The 24,167-nt window shown below is 71.8% G+C and carries 19 protein-coding genes and 1 pseudogene; 13 read left to right on the forward strand and 7 right to left on the reverse strand.

Annotated features, from left to right (window positions below):
* Positions 1-1,017: wax ester/triacylglycerol synthase family O-acyltransferase (locus tag ACFTZL_RS03160; RefSeq protein ID WP_382577560.1), on the forward strand; the 1,017-nt coding region annotated here is incomplete at its 5' end.
* A gap of 104 nt (positions 1,018-1,121) precedes the next feature.
* Entirely contained in the window at positions 1,122-2,624 is a 1,503-nt protein-coding gene (locus tag ACFTZL_RS03165; protein ID WP_382577562.1) for an SDR family NAD(P)-dependent oxidoreductase, read from the forward strand.
* Positions 2,625-2,691: 67 nt separating this feature from the next.
* Here the strand turns inward: ACFTZL_RS03165 and ACFTZL_RS03170 are convergent, their stop codons facing one another.
* Positions 2,692-3,459 carry an SDR family oxidoreductase gene (locus ACFTZL_RS03170; protein ID WP_382577645.1) on the reverse strand — a complete coding sequence of 256 codons (768 nt, stop codon included), beginning with the start codon at positions 3,457-3,459 and terminating at the stop codon, positions 2,692-2,694.
* A gap of 28 nt (positions 3,460-3,487) precedes the next feature.
* The gene (locus ACFTZL_RS03175) at positions 3,488-3,937 is read right to left on the reverse strand and encodes a hypothetical protein (protein WP_382577563.1); all 450 of its coding nucleotides are present in this window, start codon (positions 3,935-3,937) and stop codon (positions 3,488-3,490) included.
* Between the two features lie 453 nt (positions 3,938-4,390).
* On the opposite strand from ACFTZL_RS03175, the gene ACFTZL_RS03180 reads away from it, so the two are divergent.
* Together ACFTZL_RS03180 and ACFTZL_RS03185 are read left to right on the forward strand one after the other, a co-directional pair.
* Entirely contained in the window at positions 4,391-4,564 is a 174-nt protein-coding gene (locus ACFTZL_RS03180) for a hypothetical protein (protein ID WP_382577565.1), read from the forward strand.
* Positions 4,565-4,596: 32 nt separating this feature from the next.
* A pseudogene (locus ACFTZL_RS03185) lies at positions 4,597-4,995 on the forward strand (GNAT family N-acetyltransferase); the annotation flags it as partial.
* Positions 4,996-5,031: 36 nt separating this feature from the next.
* On the opposite strand, the gene ACFTZL_RS03190 reads toward ACFTZL_RS03185, so the two are convergent.
* Both ACFTZL_RS03190 and ACFTZL_RS03195 read right to left on the reverse strand, forming a co-directional pair.
* Positions 5,032-5,454: a VOC family protein gene (locus tag ACFTZL_RS03190; protein WP_382577567.1), complete on the reverse strand. Its 423-nt coding sequence runs from the start codon at positions 5,452-5,454 to the stop codon at positions 5,032-5,034.
* Between the two features lie 206 nt (positions 5,455-5,660).
* A complete protein-coding gene (locus tag ACFTZL_RS03195) occupies positions 5,661-7,004 on the reverse strand; it encodes an amidase (protein ID WP_382577569.1) in 1,344 nt (447 codons plus the stop codon).
* 226 nt (positions 7,005-7,230) lie between these two features.
* Here ACFTZL_RS03195 and ACFTZL_RS03200 point away from each other — a divergent pair, with 226 nt between their 5' ends.
* Complete coding sequence (locus ACFTZL_RS03200; protein WP_382577571.1) at positions 7,231-9,084, forward strand: family 20 glycosylhydrolase; 1,854 nt, start codon at positions 7,231-7,233, stop codon at positions 9,082-9,084.
* A gap of 12 nt (positions 9,085-9,096) precedes the next feature.
* On the forward strand, positions 9,097-10,632 hold the full coding sequence (locus ACFTZL_RS03205; RefSeq protein WP_382577573.1) for an alpha-L-fucosidase: 1,536 nt from the start codon (positions 9,097-9,099) through the stop codon (positions 10,630-10,632).
* Between the two features lie 6 nt (positions 10,633-10,638).
* On the opposite strand, the gene ACFTZL_RS03210 is transcribed toward ACFTZL_RS03205, so the two are convergent.
* Both ACFTZL_RS03210 and ACFTZL_RS03215 read right to left on the reverse strand, forming a co-directional pair.
* Entirely contained in the window at positions 10,639-11,670 is a 1,032-nt protein-coding gene (locus ACFTZL_RS03210) for an alpha/beta hydrolase family protein (protein WP_382577576.1), read from the reverse strand.
* A 467-nt stretch (positions 11,671-12,137) separates the two neighbouring features.
* Entirely contained in the window at positions 12,138-13,148 is a 1,011-nt protein-coding gene (locus ACFTZL_RS03215; protein WP_382577648.1) for a LacI family DNA-binding transcriptional regulator, read from the reverse strand.
* A 274-nt stretch (positions 13,149-13,422) separates the two neighbouring features.
* Here ACFTZL_RS03215 and ACFTZL_RS03220 point away from each other — a divergent pair, with 274 nt between their 5' ends.
* The 7 genes from ACFTZL_RS03220 to ACFTZL_RS03250 all read left to right on the forward strand — a co-directional run bounded on the left by ACFTZL_RS03220 (position 13,423) and on the right by ACFTZL_RS03250 (position 23,413).
* Entirely contained in the window at positions 13,423-14,712 is a 1,290-nt protein-coding gene (locus ACFTZL_RS03220) for an ABC transporter substrate-binding protein (protein ID WP_382577578.1), read from the forward strand.
* Positions 14,713-14,718: 6 nt separating this feature from the next.
* Positions 14,719-15,612 (forward strand): carbohydrate ABC transporter permease, encoded by an 894-nt coding sequence (locus ACFTZL_RS03225; RefSeq protein ID WP_382577580.1) that lies wholly within the window; start codon positions 14,719-14,721, stop codon positions 15,610-15,612.
* Positions 15,609-16,517: a carbohydrate ABC transporter permease gene (locus ACFTZL_RS03230; RefSeq protein WP_382577582.1), complete on the forward strand. Its 909-nt coding sequence runs from the start codon at positions 15,609-15,611 to the stop codon at positions 16,515-16,517. Before ACFTZL_RS03225 ends, ACFTZL_RS03230 begins: the two co-directional genes overlap by 4 nt.
* Before the next feature lie 26 nt (positions 16,518-16,543).
* Positions 16,544-17,800 carry a glycosyl hydrolase gene (locus tag ACFTZL_RS03235; RefSeq protein WP_382577585.1) on the forward strand — a complete coding sequence of 419 codons (1,257 nt, stop codon included), beginning with the start codon at positions 16,544-16,546 and terminating at the stop codon, positions 17,798-17,800.
* Positions 17,797-19,803 carry an endo-beta-N-acetylglucosaminidase gene (locus tag ACFTZL_RS03240; RefSeq protein WP_382577588.1) on the forward strand — a complete coding sequence of 669 codons (2,007 nt, stop codon included), beginning with the start codon at positions 17,797-17,799 and terminating at the stop codon, positions 19,801-19,803. Before ACFTZL_RS03235 ends, ACFTZL_RS03240 begins: the two co-directional genes overlap by 4 nt.
* Before the next feature lie 23 nt (positions 19,804-19,826).
* Positions 19,827-22,847: an alpha-mannosidase gene (locus ACFTZL_RS03245; protein ID WP_382577591.1), complete on the forward strand. Its 3,021-nt coding sequence runs from the start codon at positions 19,827-19,829 to the stop codon at positions 22,845-22,847.
* Positions 22,848-22,939: 92 nt separating this feature from the next.
* Complete coding sequence (locus ACFTZL_RS03250) at positions 22,940-23,413, forward strand: carboxymuconolactone decarboxylase family protein (protein WP_382577593.1); 474 nt, start codon at positions 22,940-22,942, stop codon at positions 23,411-23,413.
* Positions 23,414-23,447: 34 nt separating this feature from the next.
* Here the strand turns inward: ACFTZL_RS03250 and ACFTZL_RS03255 are convergent, their stop codons facing one another.
* On the reverse strand, positions 23,448-24,152 hold the full coding sequence (locus tag ACFTZL_RS03255) for a FadR/GntR family transcriptional regulator (protein ID WP_382486028.1): 705 nt from the start codon (positions 24,150-24,152) through the stop codon (positions 23,448-23,450).
* Positions 24,153-24,167 lie beyond the last annotated feature (15 nt).

Below are 24,167 nucleotides of genomic sequence, written 5' to 3' on the forward strand. Positions count from 1 at the left end.
CTCATGGGGCGTCCGCTGGAGCGCGGCCGGCCGCCCTGGGAGGCCCATGTGCTGCCGGGCGAGGACGGGGACTCCTTCGCGGTGCTGTTCAAGTTCCACCACGCCCTGGCCGACGGGCTGCGGGCGCTGACCCTCGCCGCGGGCGTCATGGACCCGATGGACCTGCCCGCGCCCCGGCCCCGTGCCGCCGAGCCCCCGCGCGGCCTGCTGCCGGAGGTGCGCGACCTGCCCGGGATGGTGCGCGGCGCCCTGTCCGACGTGAGCCGGGCCCTGGACATCGGCGCCTCCGTCGCCCGCTCCTCCCTCGACGTGCGCTCCACCCCCGCGCTCACCTGCGAGCCGAGCGGCACCCGCCGCACCGCCGGAGTGGTTCTCGACCTCGATGACGTGCACCGCGTCCGCAAGACCGTCGGCGGCACCGTCAACGACGTGCTGATCGCCGTCGTCGCGGGCGCCCTGCGCCGCTGGCTCGACGAGCGCGGCGACGGCAGCGAGGGCGTCGCGCCCCGCGCCCTGATCCCCGTCTCCAAGCGCCGCCCGCGCACCGCCTACCCACAGGGCAACCGGCTCTCCGGTTACCTGATACGGCTTCCGGTGGACGACCCGGACCCGCTGGCGCGCCTCGCCTCGGTCCGTACCGCCATGGACCGCAACAAGGACGCCGGCCCCAACCGGGGCGCGGGCGCCGTCGCCCTGCTCGCCGACCACGTCCCCGCCCTCGCCCACCGGCTCGGCGGCCCTCTGGTCGGCCAGGCGGCCCGGCTCTGGTTCGACATCCTGGTGACCAGCGTGCCCCTGCCCAGCCTTGGCCTGAAACTCGGCGGCCACCCGCTCACCGCCGTGTTCCCCTTCGCCCCGCTGGCCCCCGGCCACTCCCTGGCGGTGGCGGTCTCGACGTACCGGGGCAGCGTCCACTACGGCCTCGTCGCCGACGCCGAGGCCGTCCCCGACCTGGACCGATTCGCCGCCGCCATCGGTGAGGAGGTGGATTCGCTGATCACGGCCTGCGAGTCCTGAAAGGAGCGGGTTTGGCGGTCCGGCCCGGCGCTCCGTAAAATTCGCCCTTCGAATGCGGGCGCGACCGGCGCGCCGCGACGGCAGAGCAGGGAACGACAGCGGCGATGACGGTGACAGAGGACGGCCCGCGGGCCATGGACGAGGCGAGCGGGCTCTCGTACGGACCCGGCATCGACCCGGAGCGTCTGGCCGTCTGCCTCGGCGTGCTCGAGGAACTCGACAAGCTGGAGGTCGACCACCCGGACGCCGTCGCCGTGCGCCGGGCGACCGCGGGCGTCTACCGCACGGTCAAGCAGCGCCGCCGCCAGGAGCGCCGGGCCGCCAAGACCGCCCACGACAAGGCGGTCACGGAGGCCACGGCGACCGGCTCCGCCCAGCGCATCGACGACGAGACCGAGGGCATTCTGCCGTCGTCGGCCACCGAGGCGGGCAGGATCGCGGGGATACTCCAGCGCCCGCGCTCCTGCTACACCTGCAAGGCCCGGTACGTGGAAGTCGACTACTTCTACCACCAGCTCTGTCCCGACTGCGCCGACGTGAACCGCGTCAAGCGCGATGTCCGCGCCGACCTCACCGGCAAGCGCGCCCTGCTCACCGGCGGCCGCGCCAAGATCGGCATGTACATCGCGCTGCGGCTGCTGCGCGACGGCGCGCACACGACGATCACCACGCGCTTCCCGAAGGACGCCATCCGCCGCTTCAAGGCGATGGACGACTCGGCGGACTGGATGCACCGTCTGGAGGTCGTCGGCATCGACCTGCGCGACCCGGCGCAGGCCGTGGCCCTCGCCGACCAGGTCGCCGACGCCGGTTCCCTCGACATCCTCGTCAACAACGCGACGCAGACCGTGCGCCGGCTGCCCGCCGCCTACGCCGCCCTGGTCGACGGCGAGAGCGCCCCGCTGCCCGCCGGGGAGCTCCCCGCCCACCACGTCATCGGCGCCTTCAACTCCGGCGCGGTCGACGGCCTGGCCGCGCTGCCCCTCGGCACCAGCGGCCTCGACGCGCAGAAGGTCGCCGACCTCGCCCTGGTCGCGGGCAACGCCAGCGTCGAGCGGCACCTCGACGGCACCGCGATCGACGCGGGCGGTCTGGTCCCCGACGTCGTCGACTCCAACACCTGGGTGCAGACCATCGAGCAGATCTCCCCGGTGGAGCTGCTGGAGACCCAGCTGTGCAACTACACGGCGCCGTTCATCCTGATCAGCAAGCTGCGGCCGGCGATGGCCGAGGCCGCGAAGAAGGCGGTGAGCGGGCGGGCGTACGTCGTGAACGTCTCGGCGATGGAGGGCGTGTTCGGGCGCGGGTACAAGGGGGCGGGGCATCCGAACACGAACGCCGCCAAGGCCGCGATGAACATGGTGACGCGGACCAGCGCGCAGGAGATGTTCCAGGGCGACGGGATTCTGATGACCTCGGTCGACACGGGGTGGATCACGGATGAGCGGCCTCACTACGACAAGCTGCGGCTTGCGGAGGAGGGGTTCCATGCGCCGCTCGATCTTGTCGACGGGGCGGCGCGTGTGTATGACCCGATCGTGCGGGGTGAGGCGGGGGAGGATCTGTACGGGGTCTTTCTGAAGGACTACGCGCCGGGTAAGTGGTAGGCGGAGCCGGGTGAGGCGTCCGCGGGTTGTGGGTGGCTGGTCGCGCCCACGCGGCGGAGCCGCACATTCATACAGCCCCGCGCCCCTTCAGGGCGGCACCGACCCGCGTTCCACCGTCCACCAGTAGATCCGCCCCGGTCACCCACTCCGCCGCGTCCGACGCCAGCCACGCCACCGCCCGGGCGACGTCCTCCGGCTCCCCGATCCGCCCTAGGGGCAGCCCGGCTGCCACCTCGTGCTCGCCCGGTTCCCATACGAACCGGGCCATCTCGGTGCGAACCAGGCCGGGGGAGACGGAGTTCACCCGGACCCGGGGGCCCAGCTCGCCTGCCAGCTGTTGGGTGAGGTGCAGCAGCGCGGCCTTGCTCGTGCCGTACGCGCCCACGTTCGGGCCGACGTGTCCGGTGCCCTCCGTGCACACGTTGACCACCGTGCCGCCGTGTTCCGACATCCACGCCCGCCACGCGCACTGGACGAGCCGCAGCGGTGCCTCGACATTGACGGTGAAGGCCTCGCTCCAGGCTTCGGGGGCGACGTCCATGAGCGGCCCGTACGGCTGGTTGGTCGCCGCGTTGTTGACCAGGATGTCGAGGCGGCCGAACTCGCGCACGGCCAGCTCGGTCAGGCGCCGGGGATGGCCGGGGTCGGCGACACTGCCCGCGAGTCCGATGCCGCCCAGTTCCTCAGCGGTGCGCCGTACCTCGTCGGCGTCTCGCGCGCTCACGCACACCCGTGCTCCGGCGTTCACGAGGTGCCGGGCGACGGCCAGCCCGATCCCGCGCGTCGCCCCCGTGACCACGGCGGCTCTGCCCTCCAGCCCGTACGGCGACGACACCATCGACGTACCGTCTCATGACACTCCGTCAGTCAACAGCCCCGAGACGGGAGTTGCGGGCCGCCAAGAGGTCCAGCACCGTGCGCCAGTCCTCCAGGACCCCGGCGTCGAACCCGGCCGTGCGGCCCTCCTCGGTCGCCTGGCGCAGGGTGAGGAGGTCGTCGTCGGCGACGGCGTCCCGGCGGGGGCACCGGCGTACGAGGCGGGAGACCCGCTCGCCGAGCAGGGCGCGCACCGCGTAGGCCGCGTGGTCGGCGCGCGCGGCCGGATCACCGGGCCACAGCAGCCCGCCGACGGGCTGCACCAGGCCCGCCACTTGCAGCTCCTTGTCGGCCGGGCGGCCGCGGCGCAGCAGTGCGGCGGTCCGCAGCGCGTGGTCGTGGAGGTCGACCGGCGGGCGGTCGTGGTCCGGGGCGTCCCTGGTGCCCCGGCAGGTGTACAGCAGATCCATCAGCTCCTCGACGCTGCGCAGCTCCATGCGTCAGTCCTCCTGCGAGACAGCCGTTGCCGTGCGGCAGCAGATCATGGCGAGCTTTCGACTCAGCCAACGGCACCTGAACTGCGCAACCGTGTCGAAAGCGCCTACGCCCTTGTACGCCGTTCGAGTGATGCGCAAAACGCCTGTGAGTGAACAAATCGTTGTCTAAACCCGAGTTGAACACCAGATGACGCGCGATTGTTACCGGCCGTTTTCAGCCCCATCGAGCGGGGGCCCGCTCATTTGGTTAATCTGGTCCGGACGGACAGCAGTACGGGGTCCTACCCACACCCACGGTCCGTCATGGGGCAAGCCGGTTCACCACGGCGTCTCCCGTGAGTCGATCGGCGCCACCGCGTCCGAACTGCTTTTGACATCAGACCCGAGCGGGCGTCAGGCGCAGCAGGAGCAGCGCGTGCGTCCCGAGGGTGACCGACACATAAGGAGTGCGCGGTGACACCGGAGAAGACGAATCGAGATCAGCGCCCCAAGGAACCCAGCGAGCGCGCCGGCCGGCGGGCCGACGAGCTCGGCAGCCTTGACGTGTGGGCCCGGTCGGCCCCGATCCGCCTCGCGGGCTACGAGGAGGACCTCGCAGAGCCCCACATCCTGCCCAGCGTCGACTGACGACGGGCGCACCCCCTCCACATTCGCCGAGCGCATGGGACCCGGGTACCTCCGAGGAGGAGGCCCGGGTCCTGTGGATGAATCCGGCGAAACAGGTCTACGCAGTCGAGGGCGACAGCGGCAATGTCGTCGCCTCCGCCTATCTCACCCCCAACTACGGTGGACCCGCCGCCCTTGTCGCCAACGCCGGCTTCATGGTCGACCCCGGCCAGGGCGGCCGCGGCTACGGCCGTGCCCTCGCCGAACATCTCCTGACCGAGGCCAGGGCCGCCGGTTACCGGGGCATGGTGTTCAACGCCGTCGTCGAGACCAACCCGGCAGTGAAGCTGTGGACCTCCCTCGGCTTCACGATCCTCGGCACGGTGCCGGAAGCGTTCGACCATCCCTGGGACGGCCGGGTGGGGCTGCACATCATGTACCGGGCGCTTTAGAGATCCCGAGAAGGCATCGGCACCCCGGAGCGGTCGTCAGGGGCGGACGTACGGCCGGGTCATGATCTCCATGTTGTGCCCGTCCGGGTCGTCGAAGTAGGCGCCGCGTCCGCCGAAGAGGTCGTTGACGCGGCCGGGTTCGGTGTGGCTCGGGTCGGCGTAGTAGGTGACCCCGAGCGCCTCCAGGCGGCCGATCATGGCGTCGAACCGCTCCTCGGGCACGAGGAACGCGTAGTGCTGGGACTGGATCGGCTCGTCGCGCTTCTCGTAGTAGTCGAGGGTCACGCCGTTGCCCAGGTCGACGGGCAGGAACGGTCCGAAGGGGGCACCGACCTCCAGGCCGAGGACGGCCGCCAGGAACTCCGCCGACAACTGGCGGTCCGAGGCGAACACAACGGTGTGATTGAGGTGGGCGACGGTGGTCGGCAGCGCGGGCGGCGTGTGCTGTGCGTGGGACATGAGTGGGTTCGTCTCCGGGTTTCGGGATCCGTGGTGAAGCGCCGCAGCGGCGCGGGGAACGGGGAAACGGAGACGAGAGGCGGGGCTCGTGCCCTCTCCGGCTCTCGGACGGGCCCGGGCGGGGTCAACCCCGCCGCGCTCATGCCGAGGCCGGGCGCCTCACTCGTACATGGCCTACGGCCGACCCGGCAGTCACCCGGCCGACCCTAGTTCACCGGCGCCGTACGCCGCCAGGGGATTTTCTCCTCCAACTGCTCGGCCAGGGACAGGAGTCGGGACTCCGTGCCCGGCCGCCCCACCAACTGCACGGCACAGGGGGCGCCGGAGGGGAGGGTTCCGCAGGGGACGGACATGGCGGGCCAGCCGGTCAGGTTCCACGCGGGCGTCAGCGGCGAGTAGTTCGTGTTCGCCAGCACATTGCGCAGCCAGCCCCGCTCGTGCCAGGGCGCCGCCTTCGGGGAGCGGCGGGCGAGCGCGGGGGTGAGCAGCACGTCGTACTCGTCGAAGAAGGGCTCCAGCCGCCGGCGCAGTTGTTCCCGGCTCGCCCCGGCGCGCGCCGTGCCCATGAAGGGCCGGCCGAGTGCGGCGTGGACCCGGGTGCGGCGTGTGAGCAGACCTCGGTCGAGGTGCCGGGCGTTCGCGGCCGTGCCCGCCGTCCAGTGGATCAGCGAGGTCAGGGCGAGGGACATCGGGTAGGGCGGGTCGGCGCGCCGGACCTGATGGCCCGCCTTCATCAGCACCTCGGCCGCCTCCCGGGCGGCTGTCGTATACGGCCGGCTGACGGTGACCCCGGCCAGGGGGCTGCGCAGCGACACGGCGACCCGGAGGGCGCTCGGCTCGGACCGCGGCCCGTGCCCGGTGCCGGCGAGGACCGAGAGCATCAGACGGGCGTCCTCGACGGTCGTGGCGAGAGGGCCGTTCTCCGACAGGCCGAACCAGTCGCTGTCCCCGTCACCCGTCGGGACCACCCCGTGTCCCGGCTTGATGGTGACGAGGCCGCAATTGGCGGCCGGTATGCGCAACGAGCCCATGCCGTCGTTGCCGAGGGCGATCGGCACCATCCCGGCCGCGACCGCGGCGGCACTGCCGCCCGAGGAACCGCCCGCCGAGCGCGTCGGGTCCCAGGGGTTGCGGGAGGTGCCCAGCACGCCGTCCGTCGTGCCGAAGACACACAGTTCGGGGACGTTCGTCAGCCCCACCACCACCGCGCCCGCCGCCCGCAGGCGGGCCACCGTCACATGGTCCTCGGCCGCCGGTGTGTCGGGTGTGGCGGCCGAGCCGACGCGCCGGGACTCGCCGCGCACCGTGAGGTTGTCCTTGACGGCCACCGGCACCCCGGCCAGGGGCAGATCGGCGAAGTCGCCGCGCGCGGCCACCTCCTCGGCCTCGGCCAGCGCCGCCTCGGCACGCACCGTACGGAAGGCCCCGACACGGCCGTCGAACCGTTCGATCCGGTCGAGGTGCTCGGCGACCACCTCGCGCGGGGTGACCCGCTTCTCGCGGACGGCGGCGGATATCTCGGCGGCGGTGCGGCCGGCCCAACTGGACACAGAGAACTCCTCGGAAGCGAGAGGCACGGGCTTACTGGCGAGTACGTAGGGAGAACTGTGCACCGGCAGGGGGCGCACGTCGAGGTCACCGGCTGGATAGCGCCCCTCGGTACGCCCCTTGCGCCCCTGGACATCCGATCAATGGATCAACTTTCGTGCCTGCATGCCCCATTGACAGCCGTCGGAGCCAGCTCAATGATCAGACGTCCGATGAATGGGGAGCCGTATGACGGAGCGCAGAAGACGGCGAGCGTGGTGGTCCGGAGTCCTGGCGGCACTGGCGCTGCTCGTCACGACGGCACCGGGGACACCCGCGGTCGCGCGCGAGGAGCCGCGGACCCCGGTCACCGTGCCCGCACTCACCGACTGGACCCCGGAATCCGGGAGTTACGCCTACGGCCGGAACACCCGGCTGGTGGCCGGCACCGGAGCCGAGCGCCGGGTCGCCGGCACCCTCGCCGCCGACCTCCGGGCCGCCGGTCACGGCACGGTCCCCGTCGTAGGGGGCGGAGCCCGGGCCGGTGACATCGTTATCGACATCCAGCCCGGCAGATCCTCGCTCGGCCCGGAGGGATACGAACTCCACGCGGGCCGACGGCTGTCGGTGACCGGCGCGACCGAGACCGGCGCCTTCTACGGCACCCGGACCCTCCTCCAGCTCCTCGCCCAGGGCGACCGGGTCCCCGCCGGACGCACCGTCGACGTGCCGCGCTACGAGGAACGGGGCGTCGGCGTCTGCGCCTGCTACGTCCATGTCTCGCTGCCCTGGCTGGAGAACCTGGTGCGCGAGATGGCGTACCAGAAGCTCAACCAGCTCCTCCTCGAACTGAAGGTGAAGAGCGACGCCCACCCCGAGGCCAACACCTGGGGCTACTACACCAAGGACGAGATCCGCCGGCTGGTCGCGCTCGGCGAGAAGTACCACGTCGAGATCATTCCCGAGATCAACTCCCCGGGCCACATGGACCCGTGGATAGAGAACCGCCCCGATCTCCAGCTCACCGACACGGACGGCGCCAAGCAGCCCTCCCGGCTGGACATCACCCGGCCCGAGGCCTTCGCCTACTACAAGAGCCTGATGGACGAGTACGCCGAGGTCTTCCCCGGGCGGGACTGGCACATGGGCGCCGACGAGTACATGCTCGGCTCCGACTTCGCCAAGTACCCGCAGGTCCTCGCGTACGCCCGGGAGAGATACGGCCCGAACGCCACACCCCAGGACGCGTTCGTCGACTTCGTCAACCGCGTCCACGCCTACGCGGCCTCCCAGGGCAAGCGGCTGCGCATCTGGAACGACGGGCTCACCGGCGCCAACACCGTGCCGGTCGCGGCCGGTACGACGGTCGAGCACTGGCTGAACGTGGCGGTCGAGCCCAGCCGGCTCATCGCCGACGGCTATCCGTTGATGAACGCGGCGTACGCGCTCTACCTCGTGCGCGGCGGCTTCCACACCGACACCGAGGCGCTCTACGACCAGAGCTGGGATCCGCGCAGCTTCGAGGGCGAGAAACTCACCTCCCGTGACGGCATCACCGGAGCGAAGATCAGCCTCTGGCCCGACAACGGCCGCGGGGAGACCGAGAACGAGGTCGCCGTCGCCCTGTGGCCCGCCCTGCGGCACCTCGCGCAGGCCACCTGGGGCGACCCGCATCCCGATGCCACGTACGACGCGTTCACCGCGCGCGCTACGGCCGTGGGCCACGCGCCCGGCTTCCGGGACCTGACCCGGGTGCCGGTCGCGGACGGGACGTACACCGTCCGGACGTCCGGCCGGTCGTTCACGGCCGCCGTCCGGGGCACGGCCGACGGCTACGTCACCCTGCGGACCCAGGACGGCTGCCTGGAGGTGCGGGGCGGGAAGCTCACGCTCAACGTGCCCCTTCAGCCGGGCGTCGAGGTGACGCCGCAGACCTGCGATCCCGCCGCCACCCTCCAGCGCTGGGAGCTGGAGCCGGCCGCAGGAGGCGGCTACCGGCTCGTCAACGCCATCACCCGGATGACGGTGAGCGTGACGGACGACGGCCGGATCGCCCAGTACCCGCCCGACCAGCGCACCCCCGCCGTCTGGCATCTGACCTGAGGAGTCGTCGCCATGGCCGTGTCCCGACGCGTGTTCGTCGCATCAGCCGCCGTCCTCGCCGCGACCGCCGGCATGACGGCACCCGCGACGGCAGCTCCCGAAGACCCCCGCCCCCGTATCCCGGTCGGCCCCGACGACACCTTGCAGGACCTGGTCCGCAAGGCCTCCCAAGTACGCCCCACCGCAGGGCAGATCGCCTGGCAGCGCCTGGAGCGCACCGCCTTCCTGCACTTCGGCGTGAACACCTTCACCGGCCTGGAATGGGGCACCGGCGACGAGGACCCCGACGTCTTCCAGCCGGTCGGCCTCGACACCGACCAGTGGGCCCGCGCCCTGCGCGACGGCGGCTTCAAGCTGGCCATCCTCACCGTCAAGCACCACGACGGCTTCGTCCTCCACCCCTCCCGCTACACCGGCCACACGGTGGCGTCGAGTAGTTGGCGCGACGGCCGGGGCGACGTGCTGCGCGATTTCGCCGACTCCATGCGGCGGCACGGCCTCAAGGTCGGCGTCTACATCTCGCCCGCCGACGAGAACCAGTACCTGCACGGCGTGTACGCCAACGGCAGCGCCCGCGCCGACCGCACGATTCCCACCCTCGTCGACGGCGACGACCGCACCCCGCCCCGCTCGTACACGCTCCCCGCCACCGACTACGGCGCCCATATGCTCAACCAGCTCTACGAGGTGCTCACCGAGTACGGCCCGGTCGACGAGGTGTGGTTCGACGGAGCCCAGGGGCACATCCCGCCGGACAAGGTCGAGAAGTACGACTGGGACAGCTGGTACGCCCTCGTGCGGTCCCTCGCCCCGGACGCCGTCGTCGCCGTGACCGGGCCGGACGTCCGCTGGGTCGGCAACGAGGGCGGGCTGGCCCGGGAGGACGAGTGGAGCGTCGTCCCCGTACAGGAGAAGGACTACGGGCGGACCGACTACGCCCTCTCCTACGACGCCCCCGACATGGGCAGCCGGGACGCTCTGGTCGCGGCCCGGCCGGTCGCCGACTACCTCCAGTGGTGGCCCGCCGAGTGCGACGTCTCGATCCGGGACGGCTGGTTCTACCACGCCGATCAGCAGCCCAAGAGCGTCGAGCAGTTGACGGACATCTACTTCCGGTCCGTCGGCCGGAACTCCGTGCTGCTCCTCAACATCCCGCCGGACACCGACGGGTTGCTGCCCGCCGCCGATGTCACGCGGCTGCGGGAGTTCCGCGAGCGGATCGACCGCGAACTGCCCGAGGACCTGGCGCACGGTGCCCGGACCAGCACCTCGCCGGGCCGGGTCACCGTCGACCTCGGCCGGGAGCGGGAGGTGGACCGGGTCCGGCTGGCGGAGGACATCCGGTACGGCCAGCAGGTGGAGGGTTTCGTGGTGGAGGCGTATCGCGACGGCGGCTGGCGGGAGGTGGCCCGGGCGGGGGTCGTCGGAGCGAGCCGGATCCTGCTGCTGCCCGGCGCCGTGCGGGCCCGGCGGTGGCGGGTGCGGGTGACCGGGGCGCGAGGGGCCGTACGGATCGGGGAGTTCGGGCTGTACCGGTCCCGGGTCTGAGCGGGCTCAGCGCAGGTGGCGTGCGAAGAAGGCCTCGGTGACGTCCATCTCGGCTGCCCACCGCGGCCCGAACGTGTGCCCCTCGCCGGCGACGGTACGGAGTTCGACGTCCTTGCCCGCCTCCTCGAACGTGGCGGAGACCTCCCGTGACCAGGCGAGGGGGCAGGTGTCGTCCGCGGTGCCGTGCTGGATCAGCAGGGGTTCGCTCACGCGGTCGGCGTAGGTGAGGGGCGAGACGCCGCGCCAGAAGTCCGGGTCCTCCTCGGGGGTGCCGTGCTTCTCCTCGATCTCGCCGACGAGGGGGTCGCCGTCGGGCCGCTGGAAGTGGTCGATGTTCTCCTGCGGACGGGCGCTCACCGGCGCGTACGCCACGGCCGCGTCGAACAGACCGGGCGCCACGACCAGCGTGTTGTACACGACCCCGCCGCCCATCGACCGGCCGAACAGGCCGAGGCGGTCGCCGTCGATCTCCGGGCGCCCCGAGTCGCGCAGGGCCAGGGCGGCGCCGATGACGTCCTCGGTGTAGCCGAGCCGCAGGTTCACGTCGTTGTCGGGGTCCTTGTCGGAGCGGGCGTGGTTGCGGTAGTCGGTGTGCAGGACGACATAGCCGCTGCGGGCCAGGCGGTCCTGTTCGCGCGGCATGCCCTGGCCGCTGAAGTAGACGTCCGGGTCGATGTACCCGTGCGCCAGCACCAGCGCCGGGAAGGGGCCCTCGCCCTCCGGGATGTTCATGATCCCCGAGATCGTCAGGCCGTTCGCCTCGTACGTGACGGCGTACCGGGTGTAGGCGGAGGTCCGGTCGAGCACGGCCCCGAGACGCAGCCCGGAGCCGGTGTGCTCGCGCCGCATCAGGGCCGGGAGGGAGACGGGGTCGGCCGGGGAGGCGGTGGGGGAGGGCGTGCCGCGAGGTCGCTCGCTCGTGGCGGGGGCCGAGGCCGGAGAGGCCTCGGGCGCGCCTTCGTCCCCACCGCCGGTGCAGCCGACCGCGACGGTCAGCAACAGCCCGGCGGCGGCCCAGGCGGTGCGCCGCACCCGCATACCGCCCATTGTGGCCCTCCCGGTCCGGGAGCGGCAGGCCCGCGCCGGAGGCGTTCCGCGGGCGGAGCGAGGGGGCCGGGGTGCGTACCGATGGTACGACGGGCCCGCGGTGCGTGGTCTGCCCGGGCCGCTCCGCGCCGCACCGGGGTCCCCGCGCAGGGCGAGTGCCGGCACAGGGCTCGGTGGGACCTGGCCGGGCGCCACAGCCCGGGGCCCGTGGTGCGTGTGCCGTCCGGCCGGGCCGCTCCGCGCCGGGCCGCTCCGCGCCGCACCGGGGTCCCCGCGCAGGGCGAGTGCCGGCACAGGGCTCGGTGGGACCTGGCCGGGCGCCACATCCCGAGGCCCCGTGGTGCGTGTGCCGTCCGGCCGGGCCGCTCCGCGCCGGGCCAGGAGCCCCGCACGGGGTGCGTGCCGGCATCGGTCCCGGGGAGTTCTCGCCCTGCACGTGGCCTGCCGCAGCCCGGTGTTCACACCCCCCGCGCCACCCCCGTACTGTCCCGCTCGATCAGCCGCGGTACCGGCACCCGTACCGCTTGGGCCGGGCCGCCGTCGAGCAGGGCGGTCAGTTCCCGGGCGGCTGTGCGGCCGAACTCGACGCTGTCGCGGGACAGCGCGGACAGCCATGGTTTGACCAGGCGGCACAGGGCGGAGTCCTCCCAGGCCACCACCGACACGTCGGCCGGCACCGCGTAGCCGAGCTCGGTCGCGGCGGCGACTCCGGCGACGGCCATCACGTCGTTGTCGTAGATCAGGGCGGTCGGGGCGGCGGGGCCGTCCAGGACTCGGCGGGTGACGGCCGCGCCCGCCTCGTCCGAGTAGTCGGTCGGCACCGACTGCACCTCCGACAGGCCCCGGCGCTCGGCCTCGGCGCGCAGGGTGCGGATGCGGCGCTCGGTGTGGGCCAGCCCGGGCAGTCCGGCGATGTGCGCGATCCGGCGATGGCCGAGCGCGTACAGCCCGTCCACCACCGCGGCCATCGCGCCCGCGTCGTCCGCCCACACCGTCGAAAGTCCCGGGTGCCGTTCGTCCGGGGCACCGCCGATCACCACGGCGGGCAGCCCGAGTTCGTCGAGGAGGCCGGGCCGGGGGTCGTCGGTGCGCGGGTCGACGACCAGCACGCCGTCCACCCGGTGCTCGGCCCACCACCGCCGGTACACCGCGCACTCGTCGTCGATGTCCTCGGCGATCTGGAACAGCAGACCGAGATGACGCTCGGCCAGCACCTCCTGGATGCCGGAGACCAGTTGCAGGAAGAACGAGTCCACGCCCAGCGTGCCCGCCGGACGGGCCAGCACGAAGCCGACCGTCGCCGCGCCCTCCCCGGACAGAGCGCGCGCCGCCGTACTGGGCCGCCAGCCCAGTTGCTCGGCGACCCGGCGCACCCGGTCCCGGGTCACCTCGGAGACCCCGGGCCTGCCGTTGAGCGCGAAGGAGACCGCGCTCTCGGAGACCCCGGCCCGCCGGGCGATGTCCTTCATCGTCGGCCGGCGCGCCGGTGAGCGCTTTTCCGTCACGCTTGCTTCTCCATTCGACTCGCCCTGTGCACTAATGCGCTTGAGCTTCCTTACCCTAAAGCGCATTAGTGATCGAACACAAGGAGTCGTCCGACTCCCCGTTGAACTGCGCTTATGTCCAACTAAAGACTTTAGCTGAGCAGAATCCATTGACTTCCCCGAAGAGAACGATGCAAGGTCTGGCCCGGCGCCATTTCCGCCGCCCTCTCCCGCCCTGCCTTCGAAGGAGCCGGTCACCGTGCGCATCTCCCGCAGAGCCTTCGCCGCCGCTGCCGTCGCTGTCCTGCTGCCCCTGAGCGCCTGCGGTTCCGGAGGTGGCGGAGGCGGTTCGAGCGACGCCTCGGGCAAGGTCGAGGGCGACATCACGTTCCAGACGTGGAATCTGCGCGCCAACTTCAAGCCGTACTTCGAGGGCCTGATCGCCGAGTTCGAGAAGAAGCACCCCGGCACCGAGGTGAAGTGGGTCGACCAGCCCGCCGAGGGCTACGCCGACAAGATCAGCGCCGACGCGGCAGGCGGCACACTGCCCGACGTCGTCAACGTCTCCCCGGACCTCGTCGCCCCGCTCGCCGAGGCCGGACTCGCCCTCGACTTGGACAAGGCCGCCCCGCAGTACGAGAAGGAGTATCTGCCGGGCGCCTGGGCGGGCCATCGGATACCGGGCATGACCGGCACGTACGCCTTCCCCTGGTACCTCAACACCGGACCGCTCTTCTACAACAAGACCCTGTTCAAGGAGGCCGGACTCGACCCGGACCAGCCGCCGAAGACGTACGACGAACTGTTCTCCGCCGGCCTGAAGATGGCGGAGAAGAGCGGCGGCAAGGTCGCCACCCTCGCCAACGTGCCCACCATCGAGGACTTCGGCCGCTACGGCGTGGCGCTGATGAACAAGGAGGGCACCGCCTTCTCCTTCAACGACGACAAGGGTGTCCAACTCCTCACCAAGTACAAGGAGTTGTACGACGCGAAGGCCCTCGACCCGCAGGCGCTGACCGCCACCCCGGAGTCCTCCGGCAAGAAGTTCCTCACCGGCGCCGTCGCCATGAACCCCGGCAGCGCCCTGGACCTCGGCAACTTCAAGAAGCAGGCGCCGAGCCTGTACAAGAACATCGGCATCACCGACCAGATCACCAGCACCGGGCACGTCAACATGTACGTGATGGGCGTGATGGTCAACTCCCAGTCGAAGCGGAAGCCCGCGGCCGTCGCCTTCGCGCACTTCGTCACCGACGCGGCGCACCAGATGTCGTTCGCCAAGAAGGTCGCCATCTTCCCGAGCACCGCCGGCTCGCTGGACGACCCGTACTTCACCCAGGAGGACGGGACCGACGAGACACGCGTGCGGGTGGCCGCCGCCAAGTCCCTGAAGGCGGCGGTCAACTACACGCCGGTGCTGTTCAGCGAGCAGATGAAGATCGCGCTGCGCAACGAGGTCGCCAAGGCGCTGCAGGGCAAGCAGAGCCCCCGCGAAGCTCTCGACAACGCTGTCAAGGAGTGCGACCGGCTCCTGCAGCAGCAGGGCTGACACCCGATGGCTCTCTCCGGCATCTCCCGGGTGCGGCGCCAACTGCCCACCAGTCCCTGGCTGTTCGCCGCCCCTGGCCTGCTCGTCACCGGCGCCTTCGTCCTGTACCCGTTTCTCTCCACACTGGTCAACGCCTTCACCGACCGCCGCACGCTGATCCCCGGGCAGTTCGTGGGGCTCGCCAACTTCCGGGAACTGCTCCAGGACGACATGTTCTGGACCGGCCTGCGCAACAGCACGCTCTATGTCCTCGGGGTCGTGCCCCCGCTCGTCGTCCTGCCGCTGCTGCTCGCCCTGCTCGTGCAGAAGAACATCCCCGGCATCACCTTCTTCCGGTCCGCCTTCTACACCCCGGTCGTCGCCTCGATCGTCGTGGTCGGGCTGATCTGGGTGTGGCTGCTCGACGATCGCGGACTGGTCAACTCGCTGCTGGAGGCGGTCGGCGCGGGCCGGGTCGGCTTCCTCAGCGACCAGTGGCTGCTCCTGCTGAGCGCCATGGCCGTCACGGTGTGGAAGGGCCTCGGCTACTACATGATCATTTATCTGGCCGCGCTCGGGAACGTGCCGCGGGAGCTGCACGAGGCCGCGGCCGTCGACGGCGCGGGCGCGGTGCGCCGTTTCATGACCGTCACCGTGCCCGCCGTCCGCTCCACCATGGTGCTCGTCGGGGCCCTCTCCTCGGTCGCCGCGTTCAAGGTGTTCTCCGAGGTGTACCTGCTGGCGGGCCCGAGCGGCGGACCGGCGGGCGAGGACACCACCCTCGTCATGCTCGTCCAGCGCACCGGCACCGGACTGACCGGCCGCGTCGGCTACGCCTCCGCGATCTCCGTCGTCGTCTTCGTCGTCACCGTCGTCCTGATGCTGCTGGTGCTGCGCGCCGACCGGAAGGAGGAGTCGTGAGCGTCCTCGAGAAGACGCCTCCCGTCGAGAAGGCGCCCGCCGCCGTCCGCGAACCCCGGGTCACCGACGAGCACGGCCGCCGCGTCCGGGTGTGGGAACTCGCCCTGCGCTACGTCCTGCTGCTCGCCGTGCTGGCCCTGACCATCGGCCCGTTCCTGTGGCAGCTCTCCACCTCCCTCAAGGGACCCACCGAGGACATCTACAGCTCCCCGCCGACGTTCCTGCCGGGCGAGCCGACCCTGCACAACTACGAGCGGGTCGCCGACACCATCCCCGTCTGGGACTACGCCCTCAACTCCCTGAAGGTCGCCACCGCCAACGTCGTCACCAACTGCGTCGGCTCGGCCCTCGCCGGCTACGCCCTGGCCCGGCTGCGCTACCGGGGCCGGCGTGTCGCCACCCTGGCCTTCATCCTGGCGATGCTCGTGCCCGTCGAGGGCATCATCATCGCCCAGTTCACCACCATGCGGGAGCTGGGCCTCAACAACACCCTGATCGGCGTGGTCCTGCCGGGCTGCATCGGCGCGATGAACGTCCTGCTGATGCGCAACGCCTTCCTCAACCTGCCCTACGAGATCGAGGAAGCGGCCTTCGTCGACGGCGCCAATGTCTGGCAGCGGTTCCTGCGCATCGCCCTGCCGTCGGTGAAGGGCACCCTCGCGGTCGTCGCGATCTTCGCCTTCATGGGTGCCTGGGACGACTTCCTGTGGCCGCTCATCGTGCTGAGCGACCCGTCCAGGTTCACGCTGACCATCGGCCTCAACTATCTGCACGGCACCTTCGCCAACGACGAGCGGCTCGTCGCCGCGGGCACGATCATCGCCGTCGCGCCGCTGATCGCCCTCTTCGCCTGTCTCCAGCGGTACTTCTTCCGCGGTGTGGGCGAGGGCGCGGTGAAGGGCTGAACCTCCCACCGAACGCAAGGATCCCCATGCCTTCTGCCGTGCGCTTCGGCGTCAACTACACCCCCAGCGAGGGGTGGTTCCACCACTGGCTGGACTTCGACCTCGACTCCGTCCGCGCCGATCTGGACTCGATCGCCGCGCTGGGACTCGACCACATCCGGGTCTTCCCGCTGTGGCCGTACTTCCAGCCCAACCGCACGCTGATCCGGCCCCGGGCCGTCGAACAGCTCGTCGCGCTGGCCGACGCCGCCGCGGAACGCGGCCTCGACGTCAACGTGGACGGCCTCCAGGGTCACCTGAGCAGCTTCGACTTCCTGCCCGCCTGGACCCGGACCTGGCACCGGCGCAACCTCTTCACCGACCCGGACGTCCTCGGCGGCCAGGAGAACCTCCTGCGCACGCTCGCCGCGGCCCTCGCCGACCGGCCCAACTTCATCGGCATGACCCTCGGCAACGAGGTCAACCAGTTCTCGTCCGGGCCCCATCCGGACCCCGACCGGGCCACGTCCGACGAGATCGACACCTGGCTCACGCGCATGCTCGCCGCCTGCGAGGAGGGCGCCCCGGGCCGGCTGCACCTGCACGCCGAGTACGACGCCACCTGGTACCAGGACGACCAGCCCTTCACCCCGGGCCAGGCCGCCCGGCACGGCGCCGTCACGGCCGTGCACTCCTGGGTCTTCAACGGCACCGCCCAGCGCCACGGCCGTACCTCCGTCCCCGCCGAGCACCACGCCGCGTACCTCGTCGAGCTGAGCAAGGCCTGGGCCGACGACCCGCACCGGCCGGTCTGGCTCCAGGAGGTCGGCGCACCCGCGCCCCTGGTCCCGGCCGAGCACGCCGCCGCCTTCACCGAGGCCACCGTGGCGGGCGCCCTGGACTGCCCCGGCCTGTGGGGCATCACCTGGTGGTGCTCCCACGACGTGTCCCGCGACCTCGCCGACTTCCCGGAACTGGAGTACGGCCTCGGCCTGCTGACCAACGACCGCAAGCCCAAGGACATGGCCCGGGTGCTGGAACGGGCGGCGCGCGAACCGTCGCAGGCGCCCCCGGCCCGTACGACGGCGCTGGCCGTCCCCGCCGACCCAGCCGTCCGCTCGCTCTGCGCCCCCGGCGGTCCCGTCTTCGACGCCTTCTTCCGGCTGGTCGCCGACGGAGCCCGCCCCACCACCGTCCTCGATGTGCTGGCCGCCGACCAGGAACACCTGTCCGCGCGCGGCATCACCGAGGTCGTCACTCCCGACCAGGTACTTCCCCACCCACCAGGAGGCACCCGCTCGTGACACCCACCAGACGCACCGTCCTGCTCGCCGGCGCCGCGGCCGCCCTGTTCCCCTCGGTGCCGGCCACGGCAGCCCCGAAAGCCGCCGCGACCCAGCCGTACGCGTCCTACTGGTACCCGGACTCCCTCCCCTCCGGCACTCCGGGCCCCGGTATCACCTGGCGCAGCCTGAAGTCCTGGCGTGCCGAGGACGACCCGGGCCTCGCCTGCAACGCCGCGTCCGTGCCCTTGGCCGCCCGCTTCACCCCGGCCCCCGCCAACCCGACCGCCCGCGCCGGCCAGGCCCGCATCCAGTCCCTGGTCTCCTTCGGGCCGACGGCGAGCAACCCGTCCCAGGGCTCGGCCACCGCCGACTACTACGCCCTCACCCACTGGGCCTACATCGACGAGCTGGTGTTCTGGGGCGGCTCATCGGGCGAGGGGCTGATCCTCGCCCCGAACGCGCCGATCGTCGACGCCGCCCACCGGCACGGCGTGCCCGTCCTCGGCAACGTCTTCCTGCCGCCCGTCGCCTACGGCGGACAACTGAGCTGGACCCGCGACCTGGTGCAGAAGGACTCCGCCGGGCGCCATCCGCTCGCCGCGCGGCTGGTCGCCGTCGCCGAGGCGTACGGGTTCGACGGGTGGTTCGTCAACGCCGAGACCGGGGGAGGGGACGCCGCCCTCGGCGCGGCGATGCTGAGCTTCCTCACGGAGCTGAAGTCGCTCGCGGCGGCCAAGGGGCAGCGGGTGACCTGGTACGACGCGATGACCGTGAACGGCACGGTGAGCTGGCAGGGGGCGCTCAACGCGCGGAACGAGCCGTTCTTCCGGACCGCGGACGACATGTTCGTCGACTTCCGCTGGTCGGCGAGCACCCTGGTCTCCTCCGGGCGGCGGGCCGAGCAACTGGGCCGCAGCCGCCACGAGTTGTGGGCGGGCGTCGACGTGGAGGCGAACGGCTGGAACTCCTCCGTGCGGTGGGACGCGATCGTGCCCACGGACAAGGCGCACATCGCGTCGGTCGGCCTCTACCGGCCCGAGTGGACACGCAACCACCTGCCCTCCGACCAGCGGGGTCCGGCCGCCTTCCACGCCGCCGACGACCGGTTCTGGACCGGACGCTCCCTCGACCCGTCCCGGCCCGACGGCACGGACAGTTGGCGGGCGCCCGCCGTCTCCGTGGCCGACCGCTCCACGGTCACGTCGGTTCCGTTCGCGAGCGTGTTCAACACCGGGCACGGGCTGCGGTGGTACGAGGACGGCGAGGTCACCTCGGACACGCCCTGGAACCACCTCGGACTGCAGGACCGGCTGCCGTCCAGACGCTGGGCCGTACACACCGAAGGCCGCCGCCCGGCCGTGACCTTCGACTTCGAGGACGCCTGGCGGGGCGGAAGCAGCGTGCTGGTCGACGGCGAACTCGACGAACCCGCCGTCCTGGATCTGTACGCCACGCGGCTGCCGCTCACCGCCGACACGGTCGTCGAGCTGACCTACCGGACCGACTCCGGGCGCGTGAACGTCGAGCTGGCCGTCGCCACCGCCGATCCGGACACGCCCGGGGCGACACCGCCGTACACCTACTTCCCCGTGAACCCGGCCGGCACCTGGCAGACCTCGACCGTACGGCTCACCGGCCTGACCGGAACCGCCCACGCGATCGGCGTCCGGCTCACACCGGCGGACGGTGGCGGCCCGGTGCGATGGCGGATCGGTGGACTCGCCGTCCGCACCGCGTCCCAGGGCACCCCGGCCGCTCCCACGGGCCTTCGGGTGAGCGCCGCGTCCGGCGGCGACCTGCGCCTCGTGTGGAACCCGGCCGGCGGCACCGTGCGGCACCACACCCTCCACCGCGTCCTCACCGACGGCACCCGCCGCTTCCTCGGCGGCACCTGCCAGCGCGCGTTCTTCGTCGCCGGACTGAAGCCCGAACAGGGCGAGCGGGCGGCACGGTTCGAACTGCGTGCCGTGGGGGAGCTCTACACCTCGTCGGCCCCCGTTTCCCTGACCCACCCCTGGTAACGACCCCCAAGGGAGCACCCCGCATGCATGACGACCGCAGCCTGGTCGAAGCCCGCCTCAAGCGCGTCCTCGACGAGCGCGTCCGCCCCGCCGTGTATCCCGAGTCCGTGCCGCTGGAAGTGGCGGTGTGGCACGCGCCCGGCGAACCGGTGCCGGTCGCCGAGGGACTCGCGGCCGAGCCCGAGCCCATCGAGGCGGGCGCCCGGTGGGGTGCTCCCTGGGGCACGAGCTGGTTCCGTGTCAGCGGCACCGTCCCCGAGACGTGGGCCGGGAAGACCGTCGAGGCGATCCTCGACCTGGGCTTCGACGAGAACATGCCCGGCTTCCAGTGCGAGGGCCTGGTCTACCGGCCCGACGGCACCCCGGTGAAGGGCCTCAACCCGCGCAACCAGTGGGTGCGCATCGGCGCACCCGTCGAGGGCGGCGAGCAGGTGCGCCTGCACATCGAGGCCGCCTCCAACCCCGTCATCCTCGACTACCACCCCTTCCTGCCCACGCGGCTCGGCGACAAGGAGACCGCCGGAACCGAGCCGCAGTACACCCTCACCCGCATGGACCTCGCCGTCCTCGACGAGACCGTGTGGCAGCTCGTGATCGACCTGGAGGTGCTCGGCGAGCTGATGGCCGAGCTGCCGGTGGAGTCGGCCCGCCGCTGGGAGATCCTCCGGGCGGTCGACACGGCACTCGACGCCCTCGACCTCCAGGACATCGGCGGCACGGCGGACCGGGCCCGTTCCCGCCTCGCCGGCGTGCTCGCCACGCCCGCCGCTCCCTCCGCCCACCGCATCAGCGCCGTGGGACACGCCCACATCGACTCGGCGTGGCTGTGGCCGCTGCGCGAGACCGTGCGCAAGGTGGCCCGGACGACCTCCAACATGACCGCGCTGCTCGACGACGAGCCGGAGTTCGTCTTCGCCATGTCGCAGGCGCAGCAGTGGGCGTGGGTGAAGGAGCACCGGCCCGAGGTGTGGGCCCGGGTGAAGAAGGCCGTGGCCGACGGGCGGTTCGTGCCGGCCGGCGGCATGTGGGTGGAGTCGGACACCAACATGCCGGGCTCGGAGGCGATGGCCCGGCAGTTCGTGCACGGCAAGCGGTTCTTCCTCGACGAGTTCGGCATCGAGAACGACGAGGCCTGGCTGCCCGACACCTTCGGCTTCGCCGCCGGACTGCCGCAGATCATCAAGGCGGCGGGCTCCAAGTACCTGCTGACGCAGAAGATCTCCTGGTCACAGACGAACAAGTTCCCGCACCACACCTTCCGGTGGGAGGGCATCGACGGCACGCGGATCTTCACGCACTTCCCGCCCGTCGACACCTACAACTGCTCCATGAAGGGCGGCGAGATCGCCCACGCCGCCCGCAACTTCAAGGACAAGGGCGTCGCCCGCCACTCCCTCGCCCCCACCGGCTGGGGCGACGGAGGCGGCGGCACGACCCGCGAGATGGTCGCCAAGGCGGCGCGCCTGCGCGACCTCGAAGGCGCGGCGACGGTGACCTGGGAGACCCCGGCGGAGTTCTTCGCGAAGGCCGCGGCCGAGTATCCCGAACCGCCCGTCTGGGTCGGCGAGCTCTACCTCGAACTCCACCGTGCCACCCTCACCAGCCAGGCCAAGACCAAGCAGGGCAACCGCCGCAGCGAGCACCTGCTCCGGGAGACCGAACTCTGGGCGGCCACGGCGGCCGTACGCACCGGCTTCCCCTACCCCTACGAGGACCTGGACCGCATCTGGAAGACGGTGCTGCTGCACCAGTTCCACGACATCCTGCCCGGCTCGTCCATCGCCTGGGTGCACCGAGAGGCCCGGCGGACGTACGAGAGGGTCGCCGAGGAGCTGACCGGGATCATCGACGCGGCGCAGCGGTCACTCGCGGGGGAAGGGACGCGGGACCTCGTGTTCAACTCGGCACCCCACAGCCGCGCCGGGATCCAGGCCGGTGGTGCCGGTGCCGCGCGTCTGCCGAGCCCTGCGGAGCGGTCCTCACGGGCCGAGGGCGGGTTCGTCCTGGGGAACGGCCTGCTCCGGGTCGAGATCGACGCCCAGGGGCTCGTTGTGTCCGTGTACGACATCGAAGCCGACCGCGAGACCGTCGCCCCGGGCCGGGCCGCGAACCTCCTCCAGCTCCACCCCGACTTCCCGAACATGTGGGACGCCTGGGACGTCGACGAGTTCTACCGCAACACGGTCACCGACCTCACCGACGCGGACGAGGTCGTCCCGGACGGGGACGGCGTGCGGATCGTACGGACCTTCGGCGCCTCCCGCGTCACCCAGCTGCTGACACTCGCGCCGGGGGAGCGGCGGCTGACCGTGGACACGGAGGTCGACTGGCACGAGACGGAGAAGTTCCTCAAGCTCGCCTTCCCGCTCGACGTGCACGCCGAACGGTACGCGTCCGAGACCCAGTTCGGGCACTTCCACCGGCCCACCCACACCAACACCTCCTGGGAGGCCGCCAAGTTCGAGGCGTGCAACCACCGCTTCGTCCACCTGGAGGAGCCCGGCTGGGGCGTCGCGCTCGTCAACGACTCGACGTACGGCCACGACGTGACCCGTACGGTCCGCACCGACGGCGACCACGGCACGACCACCACCGTGCGCGTCTCCCTGCTGCGCGCCCCGCGTTTCCCCGACCCCGAGACCGACCAGGGTGTCCACCGCTTCCGGCACGCGCTCGTGCCGGGCGCGGGCATCGCCGACGCCGTGCGCGAGGGCTGGCGGATCAACGTGCCGGAGCGGCGGCTCACCGGTGCCGGAGAGGTGGCGCCGCTGGTGACGGCCGACCAGGACGCGGTGGTCGTCACGGCGGTGAAGCTCGCCGACGACGGCAGCGGGGATGTCGTCGTCCGGTTCCACGAGGCCTTCGGCGGCCGGACGCGCGCCACGCTCACGGCCGGGTTCGAGGTCGCGGGCGTCTCGGTCACGGACCTGCTGGAACGGCCGCTGGCCGATGCGGCGGCACCGGAGGTCCGCAACGGGCGGATCGCGGTGCGGCTGCGCCCGTTCGAGCTGATGACGCTGCGGCTGCGGCTGCGGCGCGGATAGCCGGTGACGCAGGTCACAACTGTCGATGTCACATCGTGGTGGGCCGCTGACTCATAGGGGTGTACGCATCGACAACGACAGAGGAGCTCGCCATGAGTGCACGTCTGGACGTCTTCGCCATCCCGAGCGCGAGCAAGGCCGTCAAGCAGTTCCACTCCTTGGGGCAGACGATCGTGGCATCACCGCTGCCGGCCGCGACACGGGAGCTGGTCTCGCTGCGCGTCAGCCAGATCAACGGGTGCGCGGTCTGCATCGACATGCACACCAAGGAGGCCGCGGCCGCGGGCGAGACCTCCGTACGGCTTCATCTGGTCGCGGGGTGGCGGGAGGCCACGGTCTACACCGACGCCGAGCGTGCCGCGCTGGAGCTGGCCGAGCAGGCGACGCGTATCGCGGACGGGGCCGGCGGGGTCCCGGACGAGGTCTGGGAGCGGGCCGTCAAGCACTACGACGAGGACCAGTTGATGGCGCTGGTGACCCTGATCGCCTTCATGAACACGGCGAACCGGCTGAACGTCATCCTCCAGCAGCCCGCCGGGGACTACCAGCCCGGACAGTTCAAGTAGGGGGCGGCGCACCGGGCCCTGGGCCGGACACGGCCTAGGGCCCGAGCTGTGCTCGCAGCCACTCCTCCACCTCGCCCACGTGCGCGGCCGCCGCCGCGCGGGCCGCCTCCGGGTCGTGGGCGGCCAGGGCGCGGTGGATCGCGGCGTGTTCGCGGCGGGTGCGTTCGAACGCGCCCTCCTCCTGGTAGCCGCGCCAGACACGGGCGCGGAACGTCCGCGAGGACAGGCCCTCCAGGATCGCGGCCATGGTCTCGTTGCCCGCCGCCGCCGCGATCTCCCGGTGGAAGGCCAGGTCGTGGGCGAGGATCTCCTCCGGATCGTCCGTGGCGTTCATCGCCGCCAGGTGCTTCTCGACCTCGGCCAGCCCCTCGTCGGTGATCCGGGCCGCGGCCAGTGCGGTCGCCGTCGACTCCAGGATCCGCCGGATCTCCAGCAGCTCGACCAGACGCGGACCGCGCGACAGGTCCGCCACGACACCGAACGTCTCCAGCAGGTCCCCGGCCTCGAGCTGTGTGACGTAGATGCCCGACCCGTGCCGGGCCTCCAGCACGCCCAGCACCGTGAGCGCGCGGATCGCCTCCCGCATCGAGCTGCGGGACATGCCGAGCTGGGCGGCCAGGTCACGCTCGGTCGGCAGTCGCTGGCCCGGCTCCAGCCGGCCCTCGCCGATCATCGCCTTGATCCGCTCGATGGCGCGCTGCGTCACGGTGCCCTTCTGCGGGGCGGTCTCGTCGTCCACGCCGTTCCTCCGATC

The sequence above is a fragment of the Streptomyces sp. NPDC056948 genome (genome assembly GCF_042674225.1).
In the GTDB taxonomy this organism is placed as follows: domain Bacteria; phylum Actinomycetota; class Actinomycetes; order Streptomycetales; family Streptomycetaceae; genus Streptomyces; species Streptomyces purpurascens.